This is a genomic window from Bacillus sp. jun7 (assembly GCF_051034795.1).
Lineage (GTDB): Bacteria > Bacillota > Bacilli > Bacillales > Bacillaceae > Bacillus > Bacillus velezensis.
In genome coordinates this window covers 116,277-134,335 of the sequence record NZ_CP093219.1, presented here as the reverse complement: position 1 = coordinate 134,335, position 18,059 = coordinate 116,277, and the positions used below count along the sequence as shown (strand labels likewise).

Sequence of the window (18,059 nt, the reverse complement as noted above, 5' to 3'; positions counted from 1 at the left end):
TCATCTTCGCTATGAAAAGAACCCTTCAAACAGAAGGGCTTAACTCATTTATTATATCAGTTTTCACTGAGATCACAATGTATTCTTCAAAATGTTTCGCATTCATGTAACAGTCTCCGTCTGTTTTCAAGACATTTTTGTCGCTCCTTTGCCCTGCTTTTTGCTTTTTTGGCTGATGCGCGCCGCAAGCTGTTCATATGTAGTCAGCCCGACGAGAAGAATCACTCCCGCCGAACAGCCTGAAAGCCATTTATAATCACCGACGGCTGCTGCACCCGCAATGTTGCGGATGACCGCAGCATACAATAACTCCCCCTGGCACATGCCGAGAACAAAAAGACAAAGCCTCTCAGGGAACCGCCCCTCAACAGAAAGCGTAATAACGGTAAGCAGTATAACCGCCGCCCATTCAGGTTTTATGATAAACCAAACAGGGTCATATAATGCAAAAAGAAAAATAAAGCCGTACGCCGCAGCCGCCGTCAGATGAATCACAATATGACGGAGCCGTTTATGCATGCCGAGGCTTCCCGCATAAACAAATGCCGCAGCAAAAAACATGACATATGCCGCGTTCAGCGTAAAATAAGCCGTTATCTGATGTATGCTTGCCATCATATTAGTCAAAATAAAGACTGATACGTAAAAACGGCTTTTTGTTTTGGCAAAAATAAAAGTCGCAAGTATCCATAAAAACCACATTGACCAGTAATAATAAAACGGTTCCATAATCGCTCCTCCTCTGACCAGTATGGAGCGGGAACGCATTTTTTAAACCAATTATGCCTGAAAGGAGCGGATAAAAATGGGAAAAGACAGACAGGAGAAAAAACTGAAAGCCTCCCGCCGGGTGGAATCTGATCGCGATGATTCAATTCACCATAAAGGAGCGACGAGCCTTGAACAAAACGGTGAATTCCGAAAAAGAAAATCGTAAAAAACAGAGAAAGGCATGCGGGTTCGCATGCCTTTTAACGTCTGCTGAAACGGGATGTGTCAATCCCCCGTTCCGAAAGCCAGTGATGTGTGTCACCTTTTATGACCAAAGGCGCCTTTTGCAATTGGGCAACCGATTGGCATCCGAGGGCGGTCATAATCATTTTCAGCTCTTGTAAAAGCGCCGTCATCTCGTCAAACAGCCCCTCTTCTCCTTTGGAGGTGAGAGCTTTCAGGAAGGTGCCGGCCATTCCCGCGCCAGAAGCGCCGAGGGCAATCGATTTGGCGACATCCAGGGCACTTTGCAGCCCGCCGGATGCGATAATTGATTGATCAGCGGAGAGCGAGTGGATTTCCGCTAAGCTTGCGGCAGTGGAAATTCCCCACGTATTAAAAAATTGAAGCGCCTTCTCTCTGCGCATATTTTCAATCTTAGAGAAATTTGTACCGCCGTATCCGCCGGCATCAACTGCTGCCGCACCGGCATCAAATAACTGCCGTGCCGACTCCCTGCTCATTCCGAAGCCGACTTCTTTGACAAAAACGGGAACTCCCGCTTCCGCCGCAATCCGCTCAATACGGCCGAGAGCGCCGGTAAAGCTTCTGTCTCCCTCTGGCATGACGATCTCCTGAATCACATTTAAATGAATCTGAAGGGCATCCGCTTGAATCATATCAATTGCCCTTTTTGCCTGCTCGGCATCCGCCTCGCTGCCTAAATTGGCAAATATCAGCCCGTCCGGATTCTCTTTTCTGACGATCTCGTAAGAATACCGTTCGGAGGGATCTTTTAAAGCCGACATTTGTGAACCGACAGCCAGCGGCATGCCGGCTTTGCGCGCGGCTCTTGCCAGCGATCTGTTAATTTCGTATGTAAGCTGTCCGCCGCCGCCTGTCATCGCATTGATAAAAATCGGCGAACTGCTTGTGAGTCCGCCGATTTTCGTTGATATATCCACTTTTTCCAATGCTAGGTTCGGTAGGCTGACATGAACAAACGTAATATCATCAAGCCCCGTTTCCCGGTTTTGGCCGGTAGACAGCGCATGATTTATATGTTCTCTTTTTCGTTCTGCTCGTGTCACGTTTTATCACCAATTTATTTTAATTTATTTAGCTTGTCTCCGATTAAATCGCCAAGCTGGAAGCCGGTGCTCGGCTCTTCTTTCGCCTGGTATTGACGGAAGTCCTCCTGATCGGCTTTCGGCGCTTCTTCAAGCTCACGCATGCTTAAGGAAATGCGCTCTTCGCTTTCGTTCACGTCAAGCACTTTCACTTTAACAGTCTGTCCTTCTTCAAGCACTTCATGCGGCGTTCCGATATGTTTATTGGAAATTTGCGAAATGTGCACAAGTCCTTCCACGCCCGGAAGAATTTCAACGAAGGCGCCGAAGCTTACAAGGCGCTGCACTTTTCCTTCAAGCACATCTCCCTGTTTTACCTTTTCGCCGATCTGGCTCCAAGGTCCCGGCAGCGTTTCTTTAATAGATAAAGAAATACGCTCGTTATCGCGGTCTACGGACAGCACTTTCACTTTTACGTCCTGACCTTCTTCCACCACGTCAGACGGTTTTTCGACGTGTGAATGAGACAGCTGCGAAATATGAACAAGCCCGTCAATTCCGCCGATGTCGACAAATGCGCCGAAATCAGTCAGACGCTGCACTTTTCCTTCAAGCACGCTTCCAACTTCAAGCGTTTGGAGAAAATCATGCTTTTTGGCTGTCTGTTCTTTTTCCACTACAGCCCGGTGTGACAGAATCACCCGGTTTTTATCACGGTCGAGTTCAACGACGATAAGAGAGAGGGTTTTCCCTTTATAGTCAGTGAAATCCTCGACGAAATGAGCTTCGACAAGTGATGCGGGAATGAAGCCGCGAACGCCGATATCAACGACGAGACCGCCTTTCACCACATCTTTCACTTCAGCTTCAAACTCTTCTTTTGTGTCGAATTTTTTTTCAAGGTCTTCCCAAGCGCGGTCAGCATCAACGGCACGTTTAGATAAAATCAAAGCATCGTCTTCCACTTTTGTTACTTTCAGGTCAAGCTCGTCGTCAACTTTTACGACATCCGATGCTTTCTCTACATGAAGACTTGATAATTCACTGATTGGAATGATTCCGGACTGTTTGACATTGACAATTTCGACATCTACATGCTTGTCCTCTACCTTTGTCACAATCCCTTTTACTACATCTCCAACCTCTGGCACTTGAACATCAATTTGATTCATTTCCTCTGTCATTTGAATAACCTCCTTGGTCCAAACCTACACAGCTTAATTAATACGGTTTGAAAGCTGAACATGTGAATGTCCGCTTTTCAGCCGAATATGTATTAAAGAATCATCCAAAAAAGATTTTGAATGATCAATAAAAAGTTTTATTAGTATTAACTTCTAATAAAAGGACTGGTTTGTCAAGCAATAACATCTTGTCTTTTGAAAAAAATTAAAAAGCGCTCCGCCCGAAGTTAACGTGATTTCTGTTCGACGATCTCCAGAATTTTTCCTGCGACTTCGGCAATGCTGAGTGACGTCGTATCGATTTCAATCGCGTCTTCCGCTTTGCGCAGCGGGGAAACTTCCCTCTCTGAATCGAGTTTGTCGCGTCTGGCAATTTCTTCAATGAGCGTCTCGTAATTCACGTCATAGCCTTTTTTCTTATTCTCTTCATATCGGCGCTTCGCTCTTTCCTCTACGGACGCGAGCAGAAAAATTTTCACTTCGGCATCAGGCAGCACGTGAGTACCGATATCACGGCCGTCCATGACGACACCGCCTTTTTGTCCGAGCTGCTGCTGTCTTTTGACCATTTCTTCTCTGACGCCTTTATGCTTGGCGGCGATGGATACTTGGTTGCTGACTTCGTCTTTTCGGATTTCTTCTGTCACATCTTCTCCGTTTACGAGAACGATTTGTCCTTCCGGAGCGGATACAAGCTCAATTTCCGTATGCTTCAAAAGCTCTGTAAGCGCGGCTTCATCGGTTAAATCGGCATTCTGCTTGAGCGCCGTATATGTAATGGCACGATACATCGCCCCTGTATCAATGTACACATATGATTTTTTCTCAGCTACTATTTTAGCAACGGTGCTTTTTCCGGCAGCGGCCGGCCCGTCGATCGCAATTGATAATTTCTTGTCCATAATCTCTCTCCTTGCTCTTTACTCCTCTATGGATTGTATCATGAACTGCCGGAAAAGGGGCGAAAAAATTGAGCTGATTTACCGCTTTACCGTTTCAATCCATTCTTTTTTCTCCATTTTATCAACTCCCTCATATTTCACAGCTTTCGAAATATAAGGTTCAATAGGCTGATAATGAAGCAAAAACTGCACCGCGCCCAAAATTATAAGCTGAATGCAGACCAATTTGACCAGCAGACGTTCAAACGTTTTCATACACGCGCACCTCCATTAGGATTAGTATGGAAAAGTGCGCTGCTGTTTATTCCGACAGACTGTTTCTTCTCTGCTGCAGCTGCGCGCGCATACAATATTGGAGTAAAAGCTGCTGCGCTGCGGGGCCGATTTCTGTAAATTCAAGCGTCATTTTTTGTTTATCCGCCTTTTCATCATAAAAAATCCGCTGGGTAAGAGCCTCGGCCGTTATATCCGCCTCATTTTCCTTGCCGGGAAGAGAAAATGAGACATACAGCTTTTCACCTGGTTCCGCGGAAATATGCTCAGGCATCACAACAGCGATTCCGCCGGCGCTGATATTAGAGGAAACCGTTTGAAAAGCGGTTTTTTTCGCTTCCATTTTGACGGATACATCCAATACTGCGTCTGCACGGACGTATCGGCGTCTTTGAATCCGCTTCATTTCCTCCTGAGGGGGGATGTCCAATCCGATCATCGGGATGGGTTCTTTTTTCTTTCCTTTAATTATGCTTTTAAATTGATACGGTACTTGGCCATTCCCCATAAATTCCGCTGTTATTTCCAATCCTTTATGCAAAAAGACCGTCCGTCCCGAATCCAGATCGACGGGATATGAGATGTGGAGTTCGCCGTTTTCAACGCTTACTGCTTTACTCCTCGCTTTTTTGGGCTCATTGTTCTCTATGTATTCAATCCAAATATAATCTCCGACAGCTATCATGGCCTTCACTCTTTCATTATTTATGCTTTTATTAAAGCATGTAATGAAAAAAAGGAAAAGACTTTTAGTCCTTTCCTCCTTTATTTTTATAGGTCTTTATATATAGGCTCTGCACTTTTTAATTTTTCTATTTTTTCCTCTTTTCCGTCATCCGCATTAATGAACATTTGATACGTGTCTTTCCCGATCGTCCCGAGCATTTCGTAGCAAAGCACTTCCTGACCGAGTTCATTCGTGATCAGCGCCTGCCGGGTCTCCCGCACTTCAACATTTTTATTCAGCTTCGCTTTCGCTTCATCAGCTGACAAAGCGGGAGCCGGAATCGTTCTCGTGCGGTGCGCCGCCAGGTAATCACGCGCGGAAAAACCGACGACTTCACCATCATCCAGCGCCACTTTCATTCGGATGGCTTCCGGATAAATGCGGACGTTTTTCTCCACGGGAATAAAAGAAAAGACGCCGATGTTATTATATTGCGCGCTTTCATCAATTTCGAGGCCTTTTGTTTCATATCCGTTTTTCTTTAAAAACGCGACAGCCCGGTTAGATGCTTCATTGAGGCTGATCTTTTGTTTCTTCACGGCCCGTTTTTGAATCAAATAGACAGGATGTCCCCCTTTTTGGGTAATATCCATATAGATAAAAGATTTGTGATCCGCGTCATTCATGCGGATACTGTATACATCCCGATTCGTCTTCCGGCCGCTTTTGACCACTTTAATGGAATAATTATGATCAGGCGCAAACCGTTGTGCGATTTTTACCGCTTCTTTTTCCGTAATTTGTTTTCCTTTCAGATGCGTAAAACCTTTTCGTTCTGTATTTGCTCCCGTAAATGTGGGGCTGATGCTGCCTTCAGAAAAAGCGCCTACATTTTTTTCGACTGTTTTAAAGCTGTCGACGATCGTATTATCGCTTTGTTTTTTGTCAGAGGCGAGCGCCATTTCAACATCCATCCACCGTAAATTTTTGCTCATGACGAGATGCTGAACGCTGCGAAGCTGGTTTTGAATGTTCTCCGCCTGTTTGTACAGGCTGTTCAGTGTTGTATATTCTTTCTTATCAAGCGGTTTTTGGTCTAAATCCCGGACGGATGTTTTATAGCTGAAATCTCCTATATTGGATAAAAACTCCTCCGTCTTATTAAAAGGCATGAGAGTCAGGGGCAGCTGGCTCACATTGTTATGCGCTTCAGATGTAATTCTCCATACATCAATGAGCGCCGGAGACAGAGATTTTTTACTGTTCATCGCAAGCGTCGTCCCGATTTTGTCGTGAAGCTGATCAACATGGTACGTCAGTTCATGAAAAGCCCTCTGATAATTATTTTCCGCGTGCAGAAGGACCGCATCTTTTTCCTGATGCTCTTTATATCCCCAGTATCCGGTTGCGGCGATCGCGACACCGAGAACAGCGATAATGATTCCTCTAATCATGTTAACACCTCATTTTGCGTACTTTTACTCACAGAAAATGTGCTTTCCGATTCTTTTAATCTGCGGACGTCCCCAAATCCATTTGCTTGTCGCCGTATCAGGATTGAAATAATAAAGCGCGTTTTCAGAAGGGTCCCATCCGTTAATCGCATCAAGAACCGCTTCTTTTGCTCTTTCATTCGGCTGCATGTATATTTGGCCGTCGGCAACGGCGGTAAACGCGAGCGGTTCGAAAATGACGCCGGCCACCGTATTCGGAAATAACGGGCTTTTAATACGGTTTAAAATAACCGCGGCAATGGCAACCTGTCCTTCAAACGGCTCACCGCGCGCTTCCCCGTACACAGCCTGCGCCAGAAGATTGATGTCGTTGTTTGAGAAACCGCCAGGCATATTGGCCGCTGTCGTATTTTGCTTTTGATTTGACTGACCGCCTGTATTGTTTTGCGGCTTTTGAGCAGGCTTATTCGTTTCCGCAGGCTTCTGCGCTCCGGCTCTCGGTTTTGTTTGGTTTTCCAATGGGACGTTGCCATAATGAGTGAACGTATTCCCTTTTTGGATCTGCTCCATTACATATTCACGGTAATATTTTGATTTTGAAATCAGCACCTGTTTGGTTTTCGCCCCGACGAGGCCGTCAACCGGCTTCATGCCGAATTTCTCCTGAAAATTTCTCACGGCCCAGTATGTGGTCCAGCCGTAAACACCATCGATTTTCCCGTTATAAAATCCGTTATATTGAAGACGGGCCTGCAATTCTATAACATCATCACCCGTCGCGCCTCTTTGAATCACTTGATTTGAAAACGCATGAACCGTTTCATGATGATCGAAGAAAGCGGCGGCGAAAGAAAATAGAATGAGACATGCCATAAAGGCTCCTTTGCACTTCATCTCTTCAAGCCTCCTACTGCAAAATTTAAAGTGTACCCGTATTGTCTGTCACGCGGATATTTTTATACACCGTTTCCTTCTTATCCCTCATCAAGGCATAAAAAAAGAAACCGCACGCGATGCGCGGTTTCTTCACACTTGGATCATATTGACGGAGCGTGCTTTTTTTGCCTTTCGCAGCCCGAACCACCATAAAAACAGCATAAACGGCAGCATATAATATACCCAATGATTGAGGGCGGTAAGAATAAAATCGTAAGAACCGTGCAGACATGAAGGCACGGCCAGCGAAATCACAAGCCATTTGACACGGGCTTTTTTCTGCGAAAAGCGGGCTTTTCCGAGATAAAATCCCATAATCACTCCGATCAGCGCATGGCAGGAGACCGGCAGAAGCGCTCTTATAAAAGCATGCTCAACGCCGTGGCCGAATAAATACAGAATATTTTCAAGCGTGGCAAAGCCTAAAGACACACTGGCCCCGTAAACGATTCCGTCATAATGCTCATCAAAATGAGCATGCGGGTACACACTGATCATCAGAACGAACCATTTCACCGATTCTTCCAAAAATCCCGAAGACAAAAACGAAACGAAAAAGCTTCCTCCCCCCACATGCTCTTTTTCAAGAACATATTGGATAAACATGGTCGGAAACACAAGGACAACCCCGAGAAAAAAAGACCTCAGCACCATATGTACAGGTTCATTGTCATACTGATCTTTTAAATAAAAATAGCTTAACAGCGCAATGCCGGGAGCAATTCCTGCAGAGATGATTGCAAACATCAGGCAACCTCTTTCCTTTATATTCCTATATCTATGGTACCATGTTGTTCATATTTTTACATCTTTCAATTTTTTAAAAAAGAGCATATGAATGATCATATGCTCTCTGCATCCAGCCGTTTTGATATTTCGTTTGCGATCAAGCCGCCGTGAAAACGGCCGTTCTCGATAAAAATTTCATTGGCGTTATTTCCAGCCGCAATGACTCCGGCGATAAAAACACCGTCAACATTTGTTTCCATCGTTTCTTCCCGGAAAAACGGCCGGCCTGATTCCGCATCAATCCGCACACCGATTTTTTCGAGGAAACCGTGATCGGGATGGTATCCCGTCATGGCAAATACGAAATCGTTTTTCAGCCGGACCGTCTCATTTCGGCCGGAGCGGAAAATGATTTCATCTTCCGTCACTTCTTCAAGACAAGCGCCGAATTCCATCCGGATTGTGCCGTTTCTGACAAGGGCCTCAAACTCAGGCAGAATCCACGGCTTGATGCTCGGGGAGTACTCATGTCCTCTGTAGAGCACCGTGACGCGCGCACCGGACTTCACGAGTTCCAAAGCCGCGTCCACACTTGAGTTTTTCCCGCCGATCACAGCAACATCTTTATCAAAATAAGGATGGCCTTCTTTAAAGTAATGAAATACCTTAGGAAGCCCTTCACCCGGTATGTTCATATAATTCGGATGATCATAATATCCTGTCGCAATGATACAAAACGGAGTGAGGTAGCGGTCTTTTGACGTTTCTACAAGAAAACGGCCGTCTTCCTGTTTCGTTACGCGCTCCACCGTTTCAAAGGCGTTTACGCGCAGCTCTTTTCTTCTGACAACCTCTCTGTAATAAGAGAGAGCCTGTATTCGGACCGGTTTTCTGTTTTCCGTAATAAAGGCGATATCGCCGATCTCCAATTTTTCACTTGAACTGAAAAAAGTTTGGTGGGTCGGATAGTTATAAATGCTGTTTACGACATTCCCTTTTTCGATCACAAGCGCGTTCACGCCAATTTGCTTCAGATGTATAGCCGCCGATAATCCGCAAGGACCTCCGCCTATTATAATTGCTTTTTCTTCTGTCATGTCCTTCAACTCCTGCGATTGGCATTTCCATCATAAGTTTCCACTCATATAAAAAATCTCCTATATTATCATAGGAGATTTTTTTTGTTTATGCAAACGATTGGTTTATATCCAGCCTCTGAAACGCGAAGCCTCAGCCATTTTCCGCACGCCGACCATGTAAGCCGCAAGCCTCATGTCAATCCGGCGGTTTTGGGACATTTCATAAATATTATTAAACGATTTTATCATCATATTTTCCAGTTTTTCCTCGACTTCTTCTTCACTCCAGTAGAAGCCCTGGTTGTTTTGAACCCATTCGAAATAAGAAACCGTTACACCGCCGGCGCTCGCCAGAACATCGGGAACCAGCAGCGTTCCTTTGTCTGTCAGGATTTTCGTTCCTTCCAGTGTCGTCGGTCCGTTTGCCGCTTCTACCACGATTTTCGCTTTGATGCGGTCAGCGTTTTCTTCTGTAATTTGGTTTTCGATCGCCGCCGGGACAAGTATATCACAGTCCAGCTCAAGCAGCTCCTGATTCGTAATGGTGTCATTGAAAAGCTTCGTCACCGTTCCGAAGCTGTCTCTGCGGTCAAGCAGATAATCAATATCAAGACCGTCCGGATCGTAAAGGCCTCCGTACGCGTCAGAAATTCCGACAACTTTCGCGCCGGCGTCATGCATAAACTTAGCCAGATAGCTGCCCGCATTTCCGAAACCTTGTACGACGACGCGCGCGTTCTGAATATCGAGACCTTTTTTCTTGGCCGCTTCTTTTATGCAGATGGTGACGCCTTTTGCCGTCGCTGATTCCCTGCCGTGGGATCCGCCGAGTACAAGCGGTTTTCCCGTAATAAAGCCGGGTGAGTTAAATTCATCAATTCTTGAATATTCATCCATCATCCAAGCCATAATCTGTGAGTTTGTAAATACGTCAGGTGCCGGGACGTCTTTAGTCGGTCCGACAATCTGACTGATTGCTCTTACATATCCCCTGCTCAGCCTTTCAAGCTCTCTGAATGACATATTTCTCGGATCACAAACAATTCCGCCTTTACCACCGCCATAAGGAAGATCAATAATTCCGCATTTTAAACTCATCCAGATGGAAAGTGCTTTCACCTCTTTTTCAGTTACATTCGGGTGAAAACGAATGCCGCCTTTTGTCGGACCTACGGAATCATTGTGCTGCGCACGATAGCCTGTAAATATTTTCACAGACCCGTCATCCATCCGAACAGGAATTTTAACCGTTAATAATCTGAGCGGCTCTTTCAGCAGTTCATACACTTCTTCTGGATACCCCAATTTTTCCAGAGCTTTATGTATTACGGTTTGGGTTGATTTTAATACATCATGTTTGTCTTCTTCATTATGACCGGTGAATCGATCGGCTGCCATTTGAGTTAACCTCCTAAAATCTTCTGTTTCTCTCATGCTCCCTTTCAGTGACTAGTATACACCTTCAATATCTCCGTGCATAGAAGAAAGACAATGATTTTTCCATTATTTCGCTTAAAAAAAGACGGCCGCTGAAAACAGCTGCCGTTTCAAATCTTTTTTATGAAAAATGTTTCTGGATGGTCTCCACAGCATTGCCGTCCATGATGAGTTTTCCGTACTCATGGAGCCTGTAAATCGTAATCGTCGCCGGGTGTCCGTATTCAGCCAGCACCGCGATGACACCTTCGGCGGAACGGGAGCCGAGGTCTTCAAGGCTTACATAGTATTGGTTCTCATAGTGGTAGACGGTGCCGCCGGTAATCCCGATTCGGTGAAGGCTTCCGGCAAGCTGAATGATATCTTCAAACGAATGGAACTGATAAATAATATCCGGGCTTTCGTCAAGTTTGACCTGCATCTCGATATAATCATCGTCATATTCGTCATCTTCTGCGTCCGCGTCATGATTTTTCGTTACAATCACAACCATACCTTGTGCCTGAAGAGAATATACTTCCACCGCGATCGGACCATTCGCTTCAAAGCCGAGCTCTGTATTTGCTTCATTCATCATATCTTTAAATAACTGGTGGACTTTAAACGAGTCCTTCCAGAGGTCTTCTTTTGTCAGTCCCCGATCAGTCAGATCGTCGAGGGTTAAAAAGATTTTAATCTTATTATAGTTCAGACGCTCAAGCCGCATAATGTTCCCTCCTGCCTCTTCTTGCACACAAATCATATAACACAGTATATGAATAAATGAGTCATAGGTTCTTAATTTGTTATCAGTTTACACCGTGTACAGCGGGAAGACAAGCAGAATGCCGTTTTTTATCACCGCGGCCGGGTTTGTTTCAGGAAAACGGCTCATCCGGTCCGCACAGCGTAATCATATGCGTCTCCGGCTTCGCCCCGAGCCTCAGCGGAACTTTTGTCGTCCCGTAGCCGTTGCTGATCAGGTAATGCGCTTTTTTTACCGTTCCCGTCCCGCCCAATTCGTACGGCCCGAACCGGCCGAAACGGATTTGGCCGCCATGCGTATGGCCGCTGAACACAGCGTCAATCCCGTCTGACTCCCTCATCTGCTCATGGATGTCAGGATTATGGCAAAGCAGGAGGTTTACTTTATCAGCATCCGTATATCTGATTGCAGCTTCGTAATCATCCATCATCATCCTGATATCATCCACCCCGCAGATCGTAACGGTTTCCCCTTTATAAGCAAACTGAACCGATTCATTTCTCAGCGGAATCACTTTGTATGCCCGTAAAAGTGAGAGCAATTTTTGCTGGCTGACCTCGTAATCATTATTTCCCCACACATAAATGACAGGCGCGAGAGCCGTCAGACGTTTGATGTTTTCTTCAATTCTGGCGTAAGGAACTCCGCCCTCCGCCAAATCACCGCCGAGCAAAACGGCATCCGGCTTATAAACTGCCGCTTCGCGGAGAAGCTTTTCATCAATTAAACGGCGGTGCACGTCAGATATAAAGAAGATGGTGAGCGGCTTCATCCCTTTCATTTTATCAAGCGTAAATGTATGTGTTTTCAGATGGCTGCCGTTTGCCGTTTTGTACATGACGGCCGCCATAACCGCAGCCGCTCCCGCCAATGAGCCGAGAATTCCCGCTGTTAGCTTCATAAACGCACTCTCCATTCTGTCATTGTCTTACATTAGACGGACAAACAAAAAAAGACGTTTCTATCCTTTCCGGAAAACGCCTCATTTTATTTGCTTTCAAAATAAAGATTGATATCATACCGATGTTTCATCAAGTAAAAAACAGATTCTCTCGCCCTCCATTTTTCAGGCTGGGGCCATAAATCCGTGCTTTTTTGGATAATTTCACATCTCAGTTTATGAAATTCACCCTCAGCTTTTTCTTCCTTTTTTTTAAAATAATAAGAAGTGCAATACGCAAAAGCGGAAGCCATAATCCAGCACAAATAAACCGTATGGCCTAATATTTCCTGCAGGATCAGCTGCGGAGAGGCTTGGGGGGCGTTAAAGCTTTTAAACATCAGCAGTATGCACATCAGGGAAAAACAAACGAGGGACGCCCACTGCCATCTTCGGCACTGTGCGGCATAATTTTCGTATTTTAATTTCCGTTTCACCAGCGCCTGAAGCATTTGTTTCGTCGGTCCGTCAGCAAATCGGTCTAATTGCTTCCATAAAGAATCCATGCGCTTCACACCTTGTCCGTTTTCATTGGTACACTATATGAAAAACGCGGTGAAAACATGCATTTATTTTAATCAGACAGCGGAATGTTCAGAACCTGGCCGGTGTACACGTCGTTTCCGTTTAATCCGTTGTAGCTGCGGATTTTTTCTTCGCCCGCCCGGCTTTTATAATATTTCATTGAAATGCGGTAAAGCGTTTCTTTCGGCTGTACAGTATGCTGTACGGTCCGCACTTTTTTCGGGACAGTCCCGGCTTGATCACTTGCGGCAGCCGGAGCCGCTTTTTCACGGACAGCCGGCGGAGACTGCTGTTTTGTCTCCGCGTATTCGGTGTCTGTCGGCTTTACTTGTTTTTCTGAGGACGTTTCCGTTTTTTCAGGTGTTTTTTCACTTGGTTTTTCTTTTGTTTTTTCAGATGCAGCCGCTTCTTTCTTATCTTTGTCGTCAGACTTTTTTTTCGGTTGTTCTAAAAGAGCGGTTTCTGACGTATCTTTCTGAGCGCCTTTCGGAATAACGGCAGGCGCGCTTTCACTGTGGTCTATGAAGACATCTTCATAGTCCTTCGGGTCAAATCTGCTGCTGTTCGTCATATAAAGAAGACCGAAAAAGACACCGATTGTTACGATAATGAACAGGACGGTCAGAAAAGTGAACAGCGGCGTTTTTGTTTTGGTTTTTTCCTTCACCTGCTCTTCCTTTTTTTTACGCTCCTCTTTTACAGATTGTCTTGTCGGGAGGCTGTCTTCAAGATATTCAATTTGTTCATCCGCGGCCGCGGCAACCTGCTGCTCGGCACGCAGCTGAGCTTTTCTTCTTTCAACTCTTGACATTTCCGTCATGCAAACCCCTCCTAACATATTGAAAACGGATCTGACAAGCAAATACCGCATCAATAATAAAATGCGCTGTAACCGGAACGAATAAATTGCCGGTCCATTCATAGATAAGCCCCAGCAAAAGACTGATGCCCGCAACCATCATAAACAGAAGCCACTTCGCCAAGTATCTGAAATGAAGCACGGTAAAAATGAAGCTGGCGGCCCATAAGCCGATATGTGTCTGCAGAACGCCTCTGAACAAAATCTCTTCGCTGAACGAAATGAGAAGCGTCAAAAACAAAATGTGCAGAACCGGCCTGTTCTTAAAAAGCAATACATTAATGCCGCCGTCATCATATAAATGCGAAGGACACCACTTCATCACCGCCAGATCGGCAAAAATGACAAGGACGGCAAGAGTTACACCGTACCATATGATATTATCGTCACGTATATGCCACAGCTTTAAAAAATCGTGAATGTCGGTGAAAAAGAAAAAGCCGATAACAGCTGAAACCGCCAATATGAGCAATTGGGTGGCATACAGCTGTATCACAATCTCCCGGTCTGAGAGCTGCTGGATCAATTCGCTTTGCCGTCTCAGCTGAACTCACCCGCAGACTCTGAACCGAAAATCCGGCCTAATTCCAGCTTCCAATCTTCAAACCGTTCCATGTTTTTCCGTTCTCCTTTTTGCTCGTACGGAGCCAGATCAAGTCCGCAGCTGCTGCAGCATTGTCCGGTTTGGCCTTCAGGCTCATACGATTCATCAAAATAAGACAGCAGCGCTTTTCTTATACATTCTTTCCGCTCTAATAACGCCGAAAAACGGTTCATTTTACGCAGCTTCTTTTCCACGCGGTATGTCAGTTCTTCCTGCAGCTGCTCTTTTGTGGTTTTTCCTTGCAGATACAGATGGACGGCCGTTCGCGCCTGTGTTTCCTGGACGCCTTTATTGATCAGAACGTCCCGAAGCTTTCGCTCATCATCCGTACCGGCATCCCGTATGACGGCCAAAATGCCTTCCAGATCATAATCAGACAGGCTTTCTGTCTGAATAATCTGCTGCTGAAGCTCGGTATCGCCGGGCGCCCTCAGCAAAATACTGACACTCGGGCTGCCGTCGCGTCCCGCTCTGCCGATTTCCTGCATAAAGGCCTCAGCCGTTTGGGGAGGATAAAAGTGAATGACAAAGCGGATATCTGACTTATCCACACCCATGCCGAACGCATTGGTACAGCAGATGCAATCAAGCTGGTTATGGATAAATTGCTGCTGGATCAAGATTCTGTCCCCTGTATCCATACCGCCGTGATAATAATCCGTCCGCTTTCCCGTTTTTTCATTCAGCTCAGCCGCAAGCTCTTCCGCCCATTTTCTGGTCGGACAATATATGATACCGGGGCCTTCAAGCTTTTCGGCAAGCTCCGTGAGCCTGCTTATTTTTTCGGCATTATCAGCCAAATGTTCTGCCGCCAGGAGAATATTCGGCCGGTTGACTGAATAAAGATGACGCACCGCATGCTCAAGTCCGAGCACATCCGTCACGTCTCTGAGCGTTTCTTTTGTCGCTGTTGCAGTCAGCGCCAATACAGGCGGCTTTCCGAGTGCCTGTCTGAAAGGCCCGAGCTTCGAATAATCAGGCCTGAAATCATGTCCCCATTCCGATATGCAATGAGCTTCATCAATAACAAATAAACTGACCGGAACGTTTTTCAAACGGTTCAGTACATAAGGTGAAGAAAGGGCTTCAGGAGACATATAGAGAAATTTATACCGGCTGATGTTGCTGAGAATAAAATGCCGCTCTGCGGAATTCAGCATGCTGTTTAATGCCGCAACCCGCTTTTCTCCTTTTGCTTTCAGCTGCTGCACCTGATCTTCCATTAATGAAAGAAGCGGTGAAATAATCAGCACCAGCCCGTCCATCATGTAACCCGGGAGCTGATAGCATAATGATTTCCCCCCGCCGGTCGGAAGCATGGCGATCGTATCCTTTTTTTGGAGCACGCTAGTCATAATCTCTTCCTGCCCTTTTTTAAAGGAATGCAAACCAAAATACCTGGATAAAGCTTTATGCAGCTCAGTCATGCTGATTCACCGTCTTTGCCAGCGCCAGCCTGATCTGGAAATAGCTGAAGCGCATCTGCATTCCTTCGCGAATCCGTTTAATTTTATTTGTTTGATGCTGTTTTGCAAATGCCGTTATCATACGCTGTTCCTCTTCAGAAAGATACTGTTCTATAAAAAATGCAGGCTGATGCAATGATATTTCTACGATATGATCTTCGATTGTGGCGGTTTTTAAATTTCTGACTGCGGCGATCCGTTCAATCGGAAACCCTTTTTCCAACAGCTCAAAGGTTTTTCTGGCAGACTGTGTCAGCGCGCTTTCCGCCTGCAGATCGGACAACAGCTCGCGCAGAGCGGGATATGCACATTGCGGAAGCGATTGAATAACATAATGTACCGCTCCCCAAAACTGGACGGACACATACCATTCATCTTCGTTCAGCTGGAGAGCGAGCTGCTTATTCGTTTTGCCGATTCTGTTGAATGAAGTTAAAGAATAGACAAAAATAAGCGCCTGCCTTTCACTTACGCCTTGCAGAAGCTGAAACAGCGCGTCGTGCATTTGGACGGAAAGCTCTTTAGCATCTCTGTTTTTCCGCATGAACCATTTGACCCATCTCAGCGTCTGCACATCGTTGGTAACCGGGATATATTGACTGCATTGATGCTCTTTGTTTGACAGGACTTGAATGAGCAGGGAAAGCCGCCTCCACAGGATGACGGCAGGCGTTTGATAATTTGCGCCGTGGCAGTGCTTCGGCCAAGGCCGCTCAGCAAACGCCCGTTCAAGCCTTTGAACGCCGCGCGCAGTCACTTTCCACGTTCCCTCTTCTTTTCCGGCTGTGATGTATGAGTTCTCGGTGAGTCTATGCATAGAAGCCGCAATATCGCCGCGTTCACACTGTGAAGCCATGCCGAAATATTTAGCGATCTGAAATAAGCCGGCATCCTGAATGGTTTGAGACGACTTTTTTCCTTTTAATAAATGAAACACAGCACTCGGAGTCCGTTCGCCGTCTATTTTGTCCAGACAGTCGAGAACCACGGTATCAAAGTAGTTTATCGCCAATCTAAACACACCTACATTTCTTTTGTGACAAGTTTCGTTTTTTGGTTCTTTTTATTTTAACAGATTTTCATATAAATTTGACGTTTAAAGTCATCTTTTAGGGGGAAGTGCTAAAGAGAATCCCTTATGTGATAAGCATTCTCAATCATTTTTCTGTTGAAATTTGACACTAACATCATTACAATAAGTAAGAGGAATAGGTGTTATATTTAAAAATATATAAGGTAAACCATTTGTTCCAACACGAACAATCTGGGAGGTTTTATTCATGGCAAAGTACACAATTGTAGATAAAGATACGTGTATTGCATGCGGCGCCTGCGGAGCTGCGGCACCAGACATTTATGATTATGATGATGAAGGCATTGCGTTCGTTACGCTTGACGAAAATAAAGGTGTCGTCGAAGTTCCGGAAGTTCTGGAAGAAGATATGATTGACGCATTTGAAGGATGCCCTACTGATTCAATCAAAGTTGCGGATGAACCGTTCGAAGGCGACCCGCTGAAATACGAATAAAAAAGCCCTCCCCGTGAGAGGAGCTTTTTCGTCCTGAATAAGACTCCGGCTGTTATCGGCCGGAGTCTTATTTTTTTGCCGATCAGCACAAACAAAAAAAGCGTCCGGCTGTTCTTCACAGAGCGGACGCTTTAAGCCTTTATTGTGTTTGGATGCTGCGTTTTTGTTCAATCCAAGGTTTCAGCTTCGTAAAGATGAACGTAAAGACGATGGTGATGATAATGCCTTTTACAATGTTAAACGGCAGAATTCCTGCGACAACCGCCGTTTTCAACTGGCTGTTTGACAATGCCGGTGAATGTAAAAACCAAGTATACGCGGGCAGGATAAGAATATAGTTCAAAATACTCATCAGCACGGTCATCGCCGCGGTTCCGGCCAGCAGGCTCACTGCAAGCCCTTTTGCAGAATTAAGCTTTTTAAACATAAACGCCGTCGGCAGAATAAACAGCGTTCCCGCGATAAAATTGGCTGCCTGCCCGACAGGCACGCCGGCCATGCTTCCTTGAATGATATACTGCAGAATATTTTTAATCGCTTCAACCGCAATCCCCGCCGCAGGCCCGTAAACCAAAATGGCGATAATTGCAGGAACGTCACTGAAATCAATTTTCAAGTAATCCGGCAGCCCCGGAAACGGGAAATTTAACAGCATAAGCACAAACGCAATACTGCTAAGCATACTGATGACAACTAATTTTTTTACTTTCACAATGCTCTCTCCTTTTCG

General features: G+C 45.6%; 21 protein-coding genes. 2 read left to right on the top strand and 19 right to left on the bottom strand.

Going from position 1 to position 18,059, the window contains the following annotated elements; translation table 11 throughout:
* Nucleotides 1–126 precede the first annotated feature (126 nt).
* The gene (locus tag MJQ52_RS00525) at nt 127–729 is read right to left on the bottom strand and encodes a YphA family membrane protein (protein WP_003153431.1); all 603 of its coding nucleotides are present in this window, start codon (nt 727–729) and stop codon (nt 127–129) included.
* A gap of 76 nt (nt 730–805) precedes the next feature.
* Here MJQ52_RS00525 and MJQ52_RS00520 point away from each other — a divergent pair, with 76 nt between their 5' ends.
* A complete protein-coding gene (locus MJQ52_RS00520) occupies nt 806–937 on the top strand; it encodes a YpzI family protein (RefSeq protein WP_003153429.1) in 132 nt (43 codons plus the stop codon).
* A 34-nt stretch (nt 938–971) separates the two neighbouring features.
* Here MJQ52_RS00520 and fni read toward each other — a convergent pair whose 3' ends face one another.
* The 17 genes from fni to MJQ52_RS00435 form a co-directional block, all read right to left on the bottom strand.
* Nucleotides 972–2,021 carry a type 2 isopentenyl-diphosphate Delta-isomerase gene (gene fni, locus MJQ52_RS00515; RefSeq protein ID WP_015388064.1) on the bottom strand — a complete coding sequence of 350 codons (1,050 nt, stop codon included), beginning with the start codon at nt 2,019–2,021 and terminating at the stop codon, nt 972–974.
* A 14-nt stretch (nt 2,022–2,035) separates the two neighbouring features.
* Entirely contained in the window at nt 2,036–3,184 is a 1,149-nt protein-coding gene (rpsA, locus tag MJQ52_RS00510) for a 30S ribosomal protein S1 (protein WP_191073192.1), read from the bottom strand.
* A gap of 227 nt (nt 3,185–3,411) precedes the next feature.
* Nucleotides 3,412–4,086, bottom strand: a complete 675-nt coding sequence (cmk, locus tag MJQ52_RS00505) for a (d)CMP kinase (RefSeq protein ID WP_095318487.1) — start codon at nt 4,084–4,086, stop codon at nt 3,412–3,414.
* Nucleotides 4,087–4,164: 78 nt separating this feature from the next.
* Nucleotides 4,165–4,341, bottom strand: a complete 177-nt coding sequence (locus MJQ52_RS00500) for a YpfB family protein (protein ID WP_003153420.1) — start codon at nt 4,339–4,341, stop codon at nt 4,165–4,167.
* A gap of 46 nt (nt 4,342–4,387) precedes the next feature.
* Nucleotides 4,388–5,044, bottom strand: a complete 657-nt coding sequence (locus tag MJQ52_RS00495) for a flagellar brake protein (protein WP_015388063.1) — start codon at nt 5,042–5,044, stop codon at nt 4,388–4,390.
* Nucleotides 5,045–5,130: 86 nt separating this feature from the next.
* Complete coding sequence (ypeB, locus tag MJQ52_RS00490; RefSeq protein WP_024085538.1) at nt 5,131–6,480, bottom strand: germination protein YpeB; 1,350 nt, start codon at nt 6,478–6,480, stop codon at nt 5,131–5,133.
* A 24-nt stretch (nt 6,481–6,504) separates the two neighbouring features.
* Entirely contained in the window at nt 6,505–7,374 is an 870-nt protein-coding gene (gene sleB, locus MJQ52_RS00485) for a spore cortex-lytic enzyme (protein WP_003153416.1), read from the bottom strand.
* Between the two features lie 132 nt (nt 7,375–7,506).
* Nucleotides 7,507–8,163, bottom strand: coding sequence for a glutamic-type intramembrane protease PrsW (gene prsW / locus MJQ52_RS00480; RefSeq protein WP_003153415.1), 657 nt, complete (start codon nt 8,161–8,163; stop codon nt 7,507–7,509).
* 95 nt (nt 8,164–8,258) lie between these two features.
* Nucleotides 8,259–9,242 carry a YpdA family putative bacillithiol disulfide reductase gene (locus MJQ52_RS00475; RefSeq protein ID WP_094247829.1) on the bottom strand — a complete coding sequence of 328 codons (984 nt, stop codon included), beginning with the start codon at nt 9,240–9,242 and terminating at the stop codon, nt 8,259–8,261.
* A gap of 105 nt (nt 9,243–9,347) precedes the next feature.
* On the bottom strand, nt 9,348–10,622 hold the full coding sequence (gudB, locus tag MJQ52_RS00470) for an NAD-specific glutamate dehydrogenase (protein ID WP_003153413.1): 1,275 nt from the start codon (nt 10,620–10,622) through the stop codon (nt 9,348–9,350).
* Nucleotides 10,623–10,782: 160 nt separating this feature from the next.
* Nucleotides 10,783–11,367, bottom strand: coding sequence for a genetic competence negative regulator (locus MJQ52_RS00465; RefSeq protein ID WP_003153412.1), 585 nt, complete (start codon nt 11,365–11,367; stop codon nt 10,783–10,785).
* A gap of 151 nt (nt 11,368–11,518) precedes the next feature.
* Complete coding sequence (locus MJQ52_RS00460) at nt 11,519–12,307, bottom strand: metallophosphoesterase (RefSeq protein ID WP_003153411.1); 789 nt, start codon at nt 12,305–12,307, stop codon at nt 11,519–11,521.
* An 86-nt stretch (nt 12,308–12,393) separates the two neighbouring features.
* On the bottom strand, nt 12,394–12,852 hold the full coding sequence (locus MJQ52_RS00455) for a YpbF family protein (RefSeq protein WP_077722532.1): 459 nt from the start codon (nt 12,850–12,852) through the stop codon (nt 12,394–12,396).
* Nucleotides 12,853–12,920: 68 nt separating this feature from the next.
* Nucleotides 12,921–13,691: a LysM peptidoglycan-binding domain-containing protein gene (locus MJQ52_RS00450; RefSeq protein WP_069013357.1), complete on the bottom strand. Its 771-nt coding sequence runs from the start codon at nt 13,689–13,691 to the stop codon at nt 12,921–12,923.
* Nucleotides 13,669–14,256 (bottom strand): CPBP family intramembrane glutamic endopeptidase, encoded by a 588-nt coding sequence (locus tag MJQ52_RS00445; protein WP_014305323.1) that lies wholly within the window; start codon nt 14,254–14,256, stop codon nt 13,669–13,671. Before MJQ52_RS00445 ends, MJQ52_RS00450 begins: the two co-directional genes overlap by 23 nt.
* Before the next feature lie 14 nt (nt 14,257–14,270).
* On the bottom strand, nt 14,271–15,761 hold the full coding sequence (locus tag MJQ52_RS00440; protein WP_003153405.1) for a RecQ family ATP-dependent DNA helicase: 1,491 nt from the start codon (nt 15,759–15,761) through the stop codon (nt 14,271–14,273).
* Nucleotides 15,754–16,812, bottom strand: coding sequence for a helix-turn-helix domain-containing protein (locus MJQ52_RS00435; protein WP_003153404.1), 1,059 nt, complete (start codon nt 16,810–16,812; stop codon nt 15,754–15,756). The genes MJQ52_RS00440 and MJQ52_RS00435 overlap by 8 nt, the downstream gene beginning before the upstream one ends.
* Nucleotides 16,813–17,080: 268 nt before the next feature.
* On the opposite strand from MJQ52_RS00435, the gene MJQ52_RS00430 reads away from it, so the two are divergent.
* A complete protein-coding gene (locus MJQ52_RS00430) occupies nt 17,081–17,329 on the top strand; it encodes a ferredoxin (RefSeq protein WP_003153403.1) in 249 nt (82 codons plus the stop codon).
* Between the two features lie 139 nt (nt 17,330–17,468).
* Here the strand turns inward: MJQ52_RS00430 and MJQ52_RS00425 are convergent, their stop codons facing one another.
* Nucleotides 17,469–18,041, bottom strand: coding sequence for an ECF transporter S component (locus tag MJQ52_RS00425; RefSeq protein ID WP_003153402.1), 573 nt, complete (start codon nt 18,039–18,041; stop codon nt 17,469–17,471).
* Between the last annotated feature and the right edge of the window lie 18 nt (nt 18,042–18,059).